Here is a 12861-nt window from a genome sequence, read left to right on the forward strand (position 1 = left end):
ATCATGTCCTTGAACAAATCTTAGCCAATCACGGCATTCCCCTTCAAATTAAAACAGATAAGAGAACGGTCTTTGCCTATCAAGCCTCCAACTCTAAGAAAATGGAGGGCGATACCCATACACAGTTTGGATACGCCTGTCACCAACTGGGGATTCTCCTTGAGACAACCGCTATCCCTCAAGCTAAAGGGAGAGTCGAAAGACTCAATCAGGCACTACAATCTCGCCTGCCTATTGAACTGGAACGAAACAATATTCATACCTTGGAAGAAGCCAATACTTTCCTTCTTTCCTACATTCAAACCTTTAATGAACAGTTTGGAAACAAGACAAAACTCTCTGTCTTCGAGGTGGCTCCTAAGCCCTCTGAACGAAATCTCATTCTGGCTAGACTGGCGGAGAGAGTCGTCGATAGTGGACACCATATCCGATTCCAAAATCGTTGCTATATCCCTGTTGAACAAGGAAAAGAAGTCTACTTCAGCAGAAAGACAAAAGCATTCGTTATAAAAGAAGTTGACGGTGACATCTACCTCAATATCGCTGACAAGATCTATCACACAAAGGAGCTACTAGTTCATGAACTCTATTCGAAAAACTTTGAATCAGAACCAGAACAAAAAAAGAAAGACGCAAGTATGTCCCTCCACAAACCCATCCGTGGAAACTCACATCTTTCAAACAATATCTTCAGAAAAATAAAAAGGATTATGAAGAGTTTACTAGTGAGGAGCTTCATTCTCCTCAGCTACAAGTATAATCTATTTCTCGCTAAATGGGAAGCTGTTCCTTAAAGGAAATCACTCTATCCCTTACATTTAGGAGAGAGAAAATAAGGAGTCTAAGACAAGCATTTCATTTGATAAGAGGCTTGGAGCTGTGAGGCTGGAGAGCCAAGGCTAAGACTAGCCTTGGTTTAGCTGAAAAAACAGCTTCAAGGGTTCCTCGTGTCAAATGAAAGCAAAATAATTGCCCTCAATCTCACCATTTTTTGGGGCATCATCACTTTCGATTGACACTACTTTTTTAAAATTTTTTAATTAATTTTACAACTGCTTCCGTTCGAGCTGTATGTGGGAACATATCGACCGACTGGATATAATGAAGATCATAGACTTCTACTAAGCGTACCAAATCCCTTGCCAAAGTCGAAACATTACAAGAAATATAAACCATTTTTTCTGGTACATAGGTAAGAATAGTATCTAATAACTTATCATCCAGACCTGTACGTGGTGGGTCCACAATCAGAGCATCTGCTCGGTAGCCTTCCTTGTACCAACGAGGAATAATATCTTCCGCTGTTCCTGCTTCGTAATGTGTGTTGTCAAATCCCATTCTTTTAGCATTTCGCTTGGCATCTTCAATAGCTTCTGGAATAATATCCATACCTCTGAGTGTTTTAACTTTCTTTGCAAAGGCAAATCCAATTGTTCCAACTCCACAATAAGCGTCAATCAAATGGTCTTCTTTATTAACATCCAAGGCTTTTACCGCCTCGTTATAAAGAACTTCTGTTTGTTCAGGATTTAGTTGATAGAAAGCTCGAGGAGATAGTGAAAATTCATAATCGAGTACACCTTCTTGAATACTCTCTTGTCCCCAGATAATCTCTGTCTTTTCACCATAAATCTCACTGGTTTTAGCTGTATTTGTATTCACAGCTACTGTCACAACTTCTGGGAAATCTTTAACTAAATCTTTTACTAGTTGGGTTAAATTAAGCTGACGATTTGTAACAATAATAATCTGAACCTGTCCAGTCTTTCTTGCTCGTCGGACCATAATAGTCCTAACACCTAGAACTTTTCTCTCATCTGTGATTGGAATCTGGTGATAAGTAAGTAATTCCGCTAGACGATTAGCAATCACTTGGGTTTCCCTGTCTTGTACCAGGCAGTCTTTCAACTCTACTAAATAGTGAGAGTTTTGTGCATATAAGCCCGCCTTGACCTGATTCTTAAATTTTCGAGTCTGAAATTGTAACTTAGCTCGGTAATATTTTGGTTCCTGCATTCCAATAGTTGGACGAATTTCATAGTTTTCATATCCTGCAGGAGCAAATTTTTTCAGCGCTTGATGAAGCAAGTCCGTCTTGAACTCCAGCTGCTTATCATAATGCAGGTGCATGATTTGGCAGCCTCCGCACTCATTATAAATAGTACAAGCTGGCACAACGCGGAATTTAGACTTTTTGTTGACCTTTAATAATTTCGCTTCAACAAAGTTACGTTTAATAGAAGTAATCTGACAATAGATATCTTCGCCTTTGAGAGCACCGGGTACAAAGACTAATGTTTTTTGGTAAAAGCCGATTCCCTCACCATTAATTCCCATGCGCTTGATTTTTAATGGTATTTTTTGTTTTATTTTTAGATTCATAGGTCTATTATACCATGGAGTTTCTAAGATATTTAAGAATATGTTACAATAAAAGCATGAATTCAAAAACACCTCGCTTTAGTATACTAGATTTCCCTGAACAATTACGAAGCTATATCAAGGGAGCTAATCTCTCTGATAGTTCTTCTCATTCAAGTGCAACTGTCCTATATATAGATTCAGGTTACTATTTAAAAATAGATCAAAAAGGCAGATTAGCTCAAGAAGCTAAGATTGCAAATTGGTTCGAAACTGAAGGATTGGGAACTCCAGTGATTACCTATTTATCAGCAAAAAAGGACTTCCTTCTGACCAAAGAAGCCATTGGCAGAAATGCTCTCGATTTTTTAAATCAACCCGAAAAACTCTGTCAAACCCTAGCTCAAGCATTAAACAAACTTCACAGTCTTAAACCACAATCTTTTCCGTCGGAAAATCATCTGAAGCGTTATAAAGAAAAAGCCTTAAACAACTATCAGAAGGGGACTTTTTATAACAAGACTCTTCTGCCTCAATTTCATATTCACAGTCGTGAAGAAGCTTACCAACTAATACAAGAGAAAGGTCACCTTCTCAAAGCTGATGCTTTTATTCATGGAGATGCCTGCCTGCCAAATTTCATCTTGAAGGATGCCTCGCATTTTTCTTGCTTTATTGACTTGGGATTGGCTGGTTTTAGTGACCGACATATCGACCTCTTTTGGGCAATTTGGTCCCTTCATTACAACCTACAAGATGCTACGTATGCTGAATTATTTCTCGACTATTACGGTAGAGAATATGTAGATATGGATAAACTCCGACTTGTTGCAGCTTTCGAAGCATTTAGATGAAAGGAAATTATGAAAATCACAAAACTTGAAAAGAAAAAAAGACTCTATCTGATGGAGCTTGATAATGGCGACAAATGCTATATCACCGAAGACACAATTGTTCGTTTTATGTTATCGAGAGATAAGGTGATAAGCCAAGAGGAATTGAAAGAGATTCAGGACTTTGCTCAATTTTCTTATGGTAAGAATCTGGCTCTCTACCATTTATCCTTTAAAGCACGCACTGAAAAAGAGGTCAGAGAATATCTAAAAAAATACGATATTGATGAAAACATCGTTTCTCAAGTCATTGCTAATCTTAAAGAAGATAAGTGGATCAATGATAGCCAATACGCTTATGCTAGCATCAATGCTAATCAACTGTCAGGAGACAAGGGTCCTTATGTGCTGACTCAGAAACTAGCTCAAAAAGGGATTTCAAAATCTACTATAGAAGAGAACTTGAAAGAATTTGATTTTTCTGAAGTTGCTCAACGTGTAGCTAATAAACTATTGAAAAAATATGAGGGAAAACTTCCAGCTCGTGCCCTGCAAGATAAGATTATCCAGAGCTTGACTAACAAGGGCTTCTCTTATTCTGATGCCAAAATTGCCTTTGACGACTTAGATAGCCAAATTGACCAAGAAACGACTCAAGAACTCATCTTCAAGGAACTTGATAAGCAATATACTAAGTATGCTCGAAAGTATGAAGGATACGAACTGAAGCAGCGTTTAACTCAAGTTTTAGCACGAAAGGGCTACGATTTTTCGGATATAGCAAGCGCTCTTAGAGAATATCTTTAGATATAGCAAGCGCTCTTAGAGAATATCTTTAATATTTCCAAGTGAAATTCACAGATTTTAGGTAATTTTATGGTACAATAGTAAATGATAAACTTATAAATTGTAGAAAGTTGGTTAGTTATGAAGCTTCCAAAAGAAGGCGACTTTATTACAATTCAAAGTTATAAGCATGATGGGAGTCTCCACCGAACTTGGTGGGACACCATGGTACTAAAAACAACAGAAAACGCCATTATTGGTGTCAACGATCATACACTTGTTACCGAAAGTGATGGTCGTCGTTGGGTCACTCGAGAACCGGCTATTGTTTACTTTCACAAGAAATATTGGTTTAATATCATTGCCATGATTCGTGATAATGGAACTTCTTACTATTGCAATATGGCTAGCCCCTACTATCTGGATGAAGAAGCACTGAAGTATATTGATTACGATTTGGATGTTAAAATTTTTACAGATGGGGAAAAACGTCTCTTGGACGTTGAAGAGTACGAGCGTCACAAACGCAAAATGAATTATTCTGATGATTTGGACTATATTTTAAAAGAACATGTCAAAATTCTTGTTGATTGGATTAACAATGGACGTGGTCCTTTCTCAGAAGCCTATGTAAACATTTGGTACAAGCGCTATGTAGAACTAAAGAATCGGTAAAGTTGTCAAAGGTCAGGAACAAAATCCTGACCTTGTTTTTTTGGTAGTGTAAAATAAATTGTGTAAAAACAAAAAGGAATAAATCCATTATAGCAGAGTTACAACACCTTACTAGAAAGAGATTTATGCAGAATTCGTAAAATATATAAAACAAATAGATATACTGTTATTTTTTAATGTCTCTGTTCCTTGTAAGTTTACAACAAACTTATATCGTTTAATACAAAAAATACGAAGATGATTAGTATAAAAAATACAGGTCAACTTCGTATTTTTTTATTTCCACATAGCATCAATCACTTGGTACAACATTTTAAAAACAATATCTCGACAGAGAAAATGGTATTTAATCTACCAGCTCATTTAATCGTTTTTGAAAATATAAAGCAATACTTTTAGATTCAATAAACTCAAAATATTTTATGACATCGTTCATTTGTTTAATTCCAGATTCTTTAGATTCAGTCAGATATATTTTATATCCTTTTACAAATTTGAATGTAGATTTTTCAAAAACTTTTGTGTCATCTTTTAATAATTTTTTTAATTTCATTTCAAAGTAGTCTGCATATATTAGATGTGAATTTTCAAGGCAACAGAACCAAAAATTTAAACAAGCTGACACAACTAAATTTCTATTCTTACCGATTTTTTCGTAATAATGTGTACGCTCTAGTATTTCTTTTCCAACTCTGTAAATATAATCTATTTCAAAAAGATGATATAAATTACCAATCAGTGTTATCTCATAGGACTCCCATCGTTCCTTTTGGAATAAATAGTCATATACTAAATTTAGATCATCTCTACTAACTACATGATTACAATCTATCTGATTTAATAATCCCTGAACCATTATTGTATTTATTTTATAAGTTTTTTCCCCACTCTTCTCAAAAAGTTTTTGTTGCTCATTTTTTATTTCCTCCAACCCTTTAGTATTCAAACTATAAAAATTCGGAGATAAATTAACCAAAAAATCATCACGTTCCGATCTTTTATAATGTTCTAGGTGATTACAAAAATTCTCTATCGAAACATTGATATTTGATAATAATTCAAAAAACGTTGAAAGAGAAATTTCATTTTCTCCCCTTTCAAATCTAGAAAGTTGAGATTTTGATATAGAATCAGCTGCAGCATACTCTAAAGAATATCCGTTTAATTTTCTAAAATATCGAAAAGCTTCTCCGTAATTTTTCACACTTTCATTCCCTTAACTTTCTTTTCGAGCGATAAACATACCATATTCTTTAGGAATAATTAACTTACCCTTATGAAAATGTACTTCCAATCTTTTACAAATGACTTTTTCTTCTAGCGAACCTATTTCTGAAATTCCTTTAAACGATTGGATGTATTTAACTAGGTCATCTATACTAGTTACCTGTAACTCATCATCATAGAGTAATGTATCGACAGAGTTAAAACACCTACTCAGGTACCTTTTACCATTTTGTAAAGTAAACGTTTTATTTTCTAAATCTTGATTAACCTCATCTTTAAATAAATTTGCCAAATAATCTACAACTCCATTTTCACCAAATGTAGCACAGTAAAAAACACCTCCTGTTTTTAAGACTCTATTCACCTCAGATAGCGCTCTAGGAATATAATTCACATGATGTAGAAGCATATTAGCAATAACAATATCAAACGTTTCATTCTCAAAAGAAATCTTTTGAATATCCATTATCTCATAGTTGACATTGTCTCTATTTCCAATCACTGACTTCGTTGATTTTACCATATCTTTAGAAAAATCTGTAACAATCAACTGCTTCATTTTATCTATAGAATCACTATTGCTTTTCCACAGTTCTCCTGTACCACATCCTAATTCTAGAACCTTTACTTCATCAGTGATTTGGTAGTTAGAAAATATCCAATTATTAAATCCCAATTTATTTTTTGAATACTTCTTATGCAATTCTACTCGAATATCAAGATTATCATGACTTTTATATTGTTCAATTACTTTATCAATCATTTTAAACGACCTCCACTCTATAATTTGACATTATATCACAAGAATAAAGATAGTGTTAAATAAGTTGTATAAATGCAAAAAAGGAATATTCCGTTATAGCAGAGTTGTAACACATTTCTATAAAGAAATTTATTCCTACGACTCAGTTTAGCATGCTTAACTTCCTAACTCAAAAACCAAGCATCAATTAATTTATCCGTTCTTCTTTTGAAACAGATTTGAACTGATAATTGCTCGTTTTAATTTAAAAAGCTCTTTTGAGCAAAACTTCATTTTTTTAAGAGTCCAAGGCTTGTTGAAGACTCACAAGCCTTGGACTAGAAATTCAAAGATTGGTCCAGCAATTTCTGTCTATCGCTTTTCTACTAGCAAAAAACCTACCTTGAGGCAAGTTTTCATTTATATATCTAATTTCGTAATAGTATAGTAAAATGAAATAAGGACAGTCAAATCGATTTCTAACAATGTTTTAGAAGTAAAGGTGTACTATTCTAGTTTCAATCTACTATAAATTTGATATGAGAATAGTCTTTCTCAACATCCTTACCCAACAAGAATGCTGTAGCGTCCTTCTTAACTTGAACCAGGTCAATATTCTGGGCTTGGGCTGCATAGACGCAGCCACAATAACATTGACGATAGATATCATACTCCTCACACATCTCTACTGAACGTTTGTAGCCTTGATTTTTCTTGAAATCGTTGGGAAGATAGTGGGTCGTGTAAATTTTTTGCACATCGATTCCGATGCTGTTGATGGTTTGAGAATTCTTATGAGGACTGATGGTCAAGGCTGAACCAAAGTAGTCAAAGCCCAAGTCCATAGCCACTTGCGCTGTTTTATCCAGTCGGTAGTCAAAACAAACCTTGCAACGGTCGCCACCTTCGGGCTCCTCCTCTAGTCCCCTAACTAGTTTTCGGTATTCATTGGGTTCGTAGGGAGCTTCTAGGTACTGAACCGTATTTCCTGTCCGCTCATTAAAATCACTAACAAATTTCTTGATGACATAGACCCGCTTATGGTATTCTACCTTGGGATGGATATTAGAATTGGCAAAATAGATGGTCACATCTGCATACTTGGTCAAATATTCTAGTGTATAGGTACTACAAGGGGCACAGCAAACATGCACGAGAATGGTTGGCCGCTGCTCATTTTTCTCCCATGCTTGTACCATTTTCTGCATGACACGGTCATAATTAATCTTCTGATTGGGGGGCATCTTGCACAGAATTTCTTCTACATCGATCATGTTCTTCTCCTTTTTCTAGTCTTATTTTATCATATAAGTTAGGAGAGCTCAAATCAATTTAGAAGTGAATATTATAAAAAGAAGGGTTAGTCATTCCCTCCTTTTGTGTTTTTTATAGAAAGCTTACATCATCCCGCCCATCATGCTTGGATCCATTGCTGGAGCTGGGGCTACTGGTTCTGGTTTATTGGCTACGACTGCTTCTGTTGTCAAAATCAAGCTGGCTACAGATGCTGCATTTTGTAGGGCTGAACGACTCACTTTAACTGGATCAATGATACCTTGATCAATCATGTTAACCCACTCGCCAGTTGCTGCGTTGAATCCTATACCAAGCTCAGCATTTTTCAAACGATCGATAACGATAGATCCTTCAAATCCTGCATTGTGAGCAATTTGACGAACGGGTTCTTCCAAAGCACGGAGAACAATATTACGTCCTGTTGCTTCATCTCCTGTCAATTCCAAGGTAGCAACAGCTGGAATCACATTGGCAAGAGCTGTTCCACCACCTGCAACAATACCTTCTTCAACAGCTGCACGAGTAGCGTTGAGGGCATCTTCAATGCGGAGTTTCATTTCTTTCAACTCAGTTTCAGTTGCGGCTCCGACCTTAATAACCGCTACACCACCTGACAATTTGGCCAAGCGTTCTTGCAATTTTTCACGGTCAAATTCAGAAGTTGTAGTTTCGATTTGAGACTTGATAACCGCAACACGGTGAGAAATCGCTTCAGGATTTCCTGCACCTTCTACAATAACCGTGCTATCTTTGTCCACGGTCACTCTCGCTGCTTGACCAAGAGCTTCAATTGTCGCATCTTTCAACTCAAGACCAAGGTCTTCTGTGATAACTGTTCCGCCTGTTAAGATGGCGATATCTTCAAGCATGGCTTTGCGACGGTCACCAAAACCAGGTGCCTTGACTGCTACTACGTTGAAGGTTCCACGAATCTTGTTCAAAACAAGAGTTGGAAGAGCCTCACCATCCACATCATCCGCAATAATCAAGAGTGGACGATTGCTTTGGAGAATGCTTTCCAAAAGTGGCAAGATTTCTTGGATATTGGAAATTTTCTTGTCTGTAATCAAAATGTACGGATTTTCAAGGTCAGCCACCATTTTTTCGCTATCTGTCACCATGTACTGTGAAAGGTAACCACGGTCAAACTGCATTCCTTCTACGACTTCAAGCTCTGTTTCCATACCACGTGACTCTTCGATGGTGATGACACCGTCTTTGCCAACTTTTTCCATTGCTTCAGAGATGTACTCACCAACTTTTTCAGAACGAGAAGATACGGCTGCAACTTGAGCGATAGCTTCTTTATTGGCAACAGGGATGGCGTTGTTTTTCAAAGCTTCAACTGCTGCGACAACTGCTGTTTCAATCCCACGACGAATACCGATTGGATTTGCTCCAGCAGTGACGTTTTTGATTCCTTCGCGAACGATTGCTTGGGTCAAAACAGTTGCAGTTGTAGTTCCATCACCTGCGATATCATTGGTTTTTGAAGCTACTTCTGATACCAATTTGGCACCCATATTTTCAAAATGGTCTTCTAATTCAATTTCTTTGGCAATAGTCACACCGTCATTGGTGATGAGTGGTGAACCAAATGATTTTTCCAACACAACGTTACGACCTTTTGGTCCCAAGGTTACTTTAACAGTGTCTGCAAGGATATCGACACCACGAACCATAGCTGAACGAGCATCTGATGAAAATTTAATTTCTTTTGACATACTTACTTTCTCCTTCTATTCTTCAATGATTGCCAAGATGTTAGCTTCGCCTACGATGATGTACTTTTCATCGCCATCTTTGACATCAAGACCTGCGTGGGCTTCAACTAAGACACGGTCTCCAGGCTTAACGCTTGGAGCTACCAAGTCACCGTTCAAGGTACGAACACCTTGTCCAGTAGCTACAACTTGGGCTGTTTTTGTTTTTTCTTGGGCTGAGCCTGCAAGGACAAAGCCTCCAACAGTTTGTTCTTTTTCTTCGATTTTCAAGACCACACGGTCTCCTAATGGTTTCAACATCTGTTTTCCTCCATAATGAGATAGATAGTATTAGCACTCTTTATATCTGAGTGCTAATTCATAGTTCTATTGTATCACTTGGTCAGAAATAGTCAAGAAAAAAGTCTGACTTTCTCAAGATAAAAAGCCTGAGACCAACTCAGACTTTTTAATGTTTATACTCAATGAAAANNCCGCAGGCTGCTCAAAGCATTGCTTTGAGGTTGTGGATAAAGCTAACGTGGTTTGAAGAGATTTTCGAAGAGTATTAAAATGGCAATTCTTCCTCTTCCAAAACCAAATCTGCCAAATCCTGCCCTGCGTTATTTTCTCGCATAGCACGTTGGGCACGACTTTCCAAGAGTTGGAATCCTGTAACAAGTACTTCAGTCACATAATTCATCTGACCATTTTTCTCAAAACGACGAGTACGTAATTCCCCATCCACTGAAATGAGACTTCCTTTGGTTGCGTAGCTTGCCAAAGTTTCTGCTAGTCTGCCCCAAAGGACCATATTGACAAAATCAGCTTCGCGTTCCCCGCTTTGGTCTTTGTAACGACGATTTACAGCGATAGTTGTTCGCGCTACTGACTTGTCATTGTTGGTTTTGTGCAATTCCGGTGTAGACGTTAAACGCCCAATCATGATAACTTTATTATACATATTTTCTTCCTCCTACTTATCTATTCGTAGGAAATCAAAAAAGTTACAGAAATTTGTAACTTTTCGAGAAAATTTTTTATTTTTTATGAACCATGAAACCTGTCGCCTGTTGATTGGCCATAATGGTCATATCTGTAATCTGAACACGACGAGGTTGACTGGTCACATAGACTACTGTGTCTGCGATGTCTGGTGCCTGCAAGGCTTCGATTCCCTGATAAACCGTCGCAGCTCGTTCTTTATCACCGTGAAAACGCACTGTAGAAAAATCTGTTTCAACAATTCCAGGCTGAATGGTCGTCACCTTGATATCCGTTGCGATGGTATCAATTCGCAGTCCATCCGAAAAGGTCTTAACCGCAGCCTTGGTAGCTGAGTAAACAGCGGCACCAGCATAGGCATAAATTCCTGCGGTTGACCCCATATTGATGATATGTCCTTGATTGGCTTTTACCATTGCTGGCAAGAAAGAGCGAGTGACTGCCATTAAACCTTTGACATTGGTATCCAGCATGGTCAACATATCCAACTCTTCATAGTCCTGATAGGGTGCCAAGCCAAGAGCTAGTCCAGCGTTATTGACCAATATATCAATCTGACCTATCGTTTCTAGAATATCGGAGCAGACAGTCTTCACCATGGTCATATTCGTCACGTCTAGTGGAAAGGTCCAGACATTTTGATTTGGATAGATTGCTGCAAACTCCGACTTAAGAGTTTCTAATCTGTCTGTCCGTCGTCCAGTTAGAACGACATTCTCACCCTGCTCCAGATAAGCACGCGCAATTGCTTCACCAATACCTGATGTCGCTCCTGTAATCACTACATTTTTTGCCATCTTATTTCCTTCTATCTGGTCTATCAGATATTAACAACTTCTTAGGCAGTCCAGTGTTTAGCTGGGTCGAATGGTGTTCCGACAACTTGGTCTTCTGATAATTCAATAATACCACGTTTTTGTGGAGCATTTGGCAGATTCAATTCACGAGGACTGCACATCATTCCAAAACTCTTTTCACCACGAAGTTCGCCTGGTAAAATAAGATTGCCTTTGGGCATCATAGCTCCAGGAAGAGCGACAATGGTTTTCAACCCCACACGCGCATTGGGAGCCCCTGCAACGATTTGCACGATCTTATCACTTGCGACTGCAACTTGGCAGATGTTGAGGTGGTCACTATCAGGATGGACTACCATCTCGACAATTTCACCAACAACAAACTTAGGTTCCTTGTCATTGACAATTTCTTCTTTAAAACCTTCCGCCTGCAATTCTTGGTTCAAACGAGCGACCTGTTCATCTGATAAAAAGACTTGACCGAACTCTGCAATTTCAAATAAACTTGAAACTTCAAAAATATTCCAAGCCACTGTTTCCCCATTATCTTTGAGAAAAACACGGGCTACCTTGCCTTTGCGTTCTACATCCAGTTTGGCATCTCCGCTATTTTTCACGATGACCATAAGGACATCACCGACATGTTCTTTGTTGTATGTAAAAATCATTGTTTTCTTTTTCTCCTATTTCAGTCCTGCTAAAAAGTCGTTAATTTGTTGCTTACTTTTACGGTCGCGATTAACAAAACGACCAATTTCCTTGTCCTTTTCTAGAACAACAAGGCTAGGAATTCCATAAACATCCCAGAGTTTAGCCAAATCCATATACTGGTCTCGGTCCACACGAATAAAGGTGAACTCTGGATTGGTCTCCTCAATTTCTGGCAAGGCAGGATAGATATAACGACAATCGCCACACCAGTCCGCCACAAAAAGAAAGACCTTCTTGCCATCTTTTTCTACTAAGGATGCTAATTCTTCTAAACTTGCTGGTTGTATCATAAGACTTCCTCCTCATAGACTAGGTCTTCATTTTCATAGACAAAGGTATAATGACGCCCATCCTCAAAAATCACGCCACCAACCAAGCTCTCTAGACCGCTTTCGTAAACTTGAACATAGAGGGTCGCAATTTCTCCCATGTCTGAAAAATGGTCTCGCACAATCGCTGTCAACTCTTCCTGAGTCTTCCTGAGCTTATGGTCATCTGCAACTTTTTTCGTAGCAAGGGCAAGGCTCCCAATACCAAGCAGAGCCAGACCTGCCATCCACATTTTTTTAGCTTTCATACCATTCATTTTAACACAAAAAAGGCTTTAGGACAAATGAGGAAGCAGCAGAAAAGCAAGTAAAAAGCCTCTTCCTTAAAGGAAAAGGACTTCTTATACTCAATGAAAATCAAAGAGCAAACTGGGAAGCTAGCCGCAGGTTGCTCAA

General features: G+C 38.0%; 14 protein-coding genes and 1 pseudogene. 4 read left to right on the forward strand and 11 right to left on the reverse strand.

The window, feature by feature from the left end; translation table 11 throughout:
• A pseudogene (locus tag HT688_RS06175) lies at positions 1-760 on the forward strand (transposase family protein); the annotation flags it as partial.
• 266 nt (positions 761-1026) lie between these two features.
• On the opposite strand, the gene rlmD reads toward HT688_RS06175, so the two are convergent.
• Positions 1027-2382, reverse strand: coding sequence for a 23S rRNA (uracil(1939)-C(5))-methyltransferase RlmD (gene rlmD, locus HT688_RS06180; RefSeq protein WP_172923652.1), 1356 nt, complete (start codon positions 2380-2382; stop codon positions 1027-1029).
• A 56-nt stretch (positions 2383-2438) separates the two neighbouring features.
• Here rlmD and HT688_RS06185 point away from each other — a divergent pair, with 56 nt between their 5' ends.
• The 3 genes from HT688_RS06185 to ntdP all read left to right on the forward strand — a co-directional run bounded on the left by HT688_RS06185 (position 2439) and on the right by ntdP (position 4655).
• Positions 2439-3215 (forward strand): aminoglycoside 3'-phosphotransferase, encoded by a 777-nt coding sequence (locus HT688_RS06185; protein ID WP_138704793.1) that lies wholly within the window; start codon positions 2439-2441, stop codon positions 3213-3215.
• Positions 3216-3224: 9 nt separating this feature from the next.
• On the forward strand, positions 3225-4001 hold the full coding sequence (gene recX, locus HT688_RS06190) for a recombination regulator RecX (RefSeq protein ID WP_000705109.1): 777 nt from the start codon (positions 3225-3227) through the stop codon (positions 3999-4001).
• A gap of 120 nt (positions 4002-4121) precedes the next feature.
• Entirely contained in the window at positions 4122-4655 is a 534-nt protein-coding gene (gene ntdP, locus HT688_RS06195; RefSeq protein WP_172923653.1) for a nucleoside tri-diphosphate phosphatase, read from the forward strand.
• A 346-nt stretch (positions 4656-5001) separates the two neighbouring features.
• Here ntdP and HT688_RS06200 read toward each other — a convergent pair whose 3' ends face one another.
• The 10 genes from HT688_RS06200 to HT688_RS06245 all read right to left on the reverse strand — a co-directional run bounded on the left by HT688_RS06200 (position 5002) and on the right by HT688_RS06245 (position 12722).
• Complete coding sequence (locus tag HT688_RS06200) at positions 5002-5859, reverse strand: Rgg family transcriptional regulator (protein WP_172923654.1); 858 nt, start codon at positions 5857-5859, stop codon at positions 5002-5004.
• A gap of 12 nt (positions 5860-5871) precedes the next feature.
• A complete protein-coding gene (locus HT688_RS06205) occupies positions 5872-6645 on the reverse strand; it encodes a class I SAM-dependent methyltransferase (protein ID WP_172923655.1) in 774 nt (257 codons plus the stop codon).
• A gap of 497 nt (positions 6646-7142) precedes the next feature.
• Positions 7143-7898 carry an epoxyqueuosine reductase QueH gene (locus HT688_RS06210; RefSeq protein WP_050285087.1) on the reverse strand — a complete coding sequence of 252 codons (756 nt, stop codon included), beginning with the start codon at positions 7896-7898 and terminating at the stop codon, positions 7143-7145.
• A gap of 123 nt (positions 7899-8021) precedes the next feature.
• Positions 8022-9644 (reverse strand): chaperonin GroEL, encoded by a 1623-nt coding sequence (gene groL, locus HT688_RS06215; RefSeq protein ID WP_000031590.1) that lies wholly within the window; start codon positions 9642-9644, stop codon positions 8022-8024.
• Positions 9645-9659: 15 nt separating this feature from the next.
• Positions 9660-9944: a co-chaperone GroES gene (groES, locus tag HT688_RS06220; RefSeq protein WP_000917328.1), complete on the reverse strand. Its 285-nt coding sequence runs from the start codon at positions 9942-9944 to the stop codon at positions 9660-9662.
• Positions 9945-10191: 247 nt separating this feature from the next.
• Positions 10192-10587, reverse strand: a complete 396-nt coding sequence (locus HT688_RS06225; RefSeq protein WP_172923656.1) for a single-stranded DNA-binding protein — start codon at positions 10585-10587, stop codon at positions 10192-10194.
• A gap of 76 nt (positions 10588-10663) precedes the next feature.
• Entirely contained in the window at positions 10664-11425 is a 762-nt protein-coding gene (locus tag HT688_RS06230) for an SDR family NAD(P)-dependent oxidoreductase (protein ID WP_023940335.1), read from the reverse strand.
• Positions 11426-11466: 41 nt separating this feature from the next.
• Positions 11467-12093 carry a YtpR family tRNA-binding protein gene (gene ytpR, locus HT688_RS06235; protein ID WP_172923657.1) on the reverse strand — a complete coding sequence of 209 codons (627 nt, stop codon included), beginning with the start codon at positions 12091-12093 and terminating at the stop codon, positions 11467-11469.
• A 15-nt stretch (positions 12094-12108) separates the two neighbouring features.
• Complete coding sequence (locus HT688_RS06240) at positions 12109-12426, reverse strand: thioredoxin family protein (protein ID WP_000615777.1); 318 nt, start codon at positions 12424-12426, stop codon at positions 12109-12111.
• Positions 12423-12722, reverse strand: coding sequence for a DUF4651 domain-containing protein (locus HT688_RS06245; protein WP_007284809.1), 300 nt, complete (start codon positions 12720-12722; stop codon positions 12423-12425). The genes HT688_RS06240 and HT688_RS06245 overlap by 4 nt, the downstream gene beginning before the upstream one ends.
• Between the last annotated feature and the right edge of the window lie 139 nt (positions 12723-12861).

It is taken from the genome of Streptococcus sp. 1559, assembly GCF_013276735.1.
Lineage (GTDB): Bacteria > Bacillota > Bacilli > Lactobacillales > Streptococcaceae > Streptococcus > Streptococcus pseudopneumoniae.

Excerpts from the sequence above, each read along its gene's own strand:
- HT688_RS06230 (WP_023940335.1), bottom strand. The coding sequence starts at position 11,425 with ATGGCAAAAAATGTAGTGATTACAGGAGCGACATCAGGTATTGGTGAA.
- recX (WP_000705109.1), top strand. The coding sequence starts at position 3,225 with ATGAAAATCACAAAACTTGAAAAGAAAAAAAGACTCTATCTGATGGAG.
- HT688_RS06240 (WP_000615777.1), bottom strand. The coding sequence starts at position 12,426 with ATGATACAACCAGCAAGTTTAGAAGAATTAGCATCCTTAGTAGAAAAA.
- HT688_RS06245 (WP_007284809.1), bottom strand. The coding sequence starts at position 12,722 with ATGAATGGTATGAAAGCTAAAAAAATGTGGATGGCAGGTCTGGCTCTG.
- groES (WP_000917328.1), bottom strand. The coding sequence starts at position 9,944 with ATGTTGAAACCATTAGGAGACCGTGTGGTCTTGAAAATCGAAGAAAAA.
- ytpR (WP_172923657.1), bottom strand. The coding sequence starts at position 12,093 with ATGATTTTTACATACAACAAAGAACATGTCGGTGATGTCCTTATGGTC.
- groL (WP_000031590.1), bottom strand. The coding sequence starts at position 9,644 with ATGTCAAAAGAAATTAAATTTTCATCAGATGCTCGTTCAGCTATGGTT.
- HT688_RS06205 (WP_172923655.1), bottom strand. The coding sequence starts at position 6,645 with ATGATTGATAAAGTAATTGAACAATATAAAAGTCATGATAATCTTGAT.
- rlmD (WP_172923652.1), bottom strand. The coding sequence starts at position 2,382 with ATGAATCTAAAAATAAAACAAAAAATACCATTAAAAATCAAGCGCATG.
- HT688_RS06210 (WP_050285087.1), bottom strand. The coding sequence starts at position 7,898 with ATGATCGATGTAGAAGAAATTCTGTGCAAGATGCCCCCCAATCAGAAG.
- HT688_RS06225 (WP_172923656.1), bottom strand. The coding sequence starts at position 10,587 with ATGTATAATAAAGTTATCATGATTGGGCGTTTAACGTCTACACCGGAA.
- ntdP (WP_172923653.1), top strand. The coding sequence starts at position 4,122 with ATGAAGCTTCCAAAAGAAGGCGACTTTATTACAATTCAAAGTTATAAG.
- HT688_RS06185 (WP_138704793.1), top strand. The coding sequence starts at position 2,439 with ATGAATTCAAAAACACCTCGCTTTAGTATACTAGATTTCCCTGAACAA.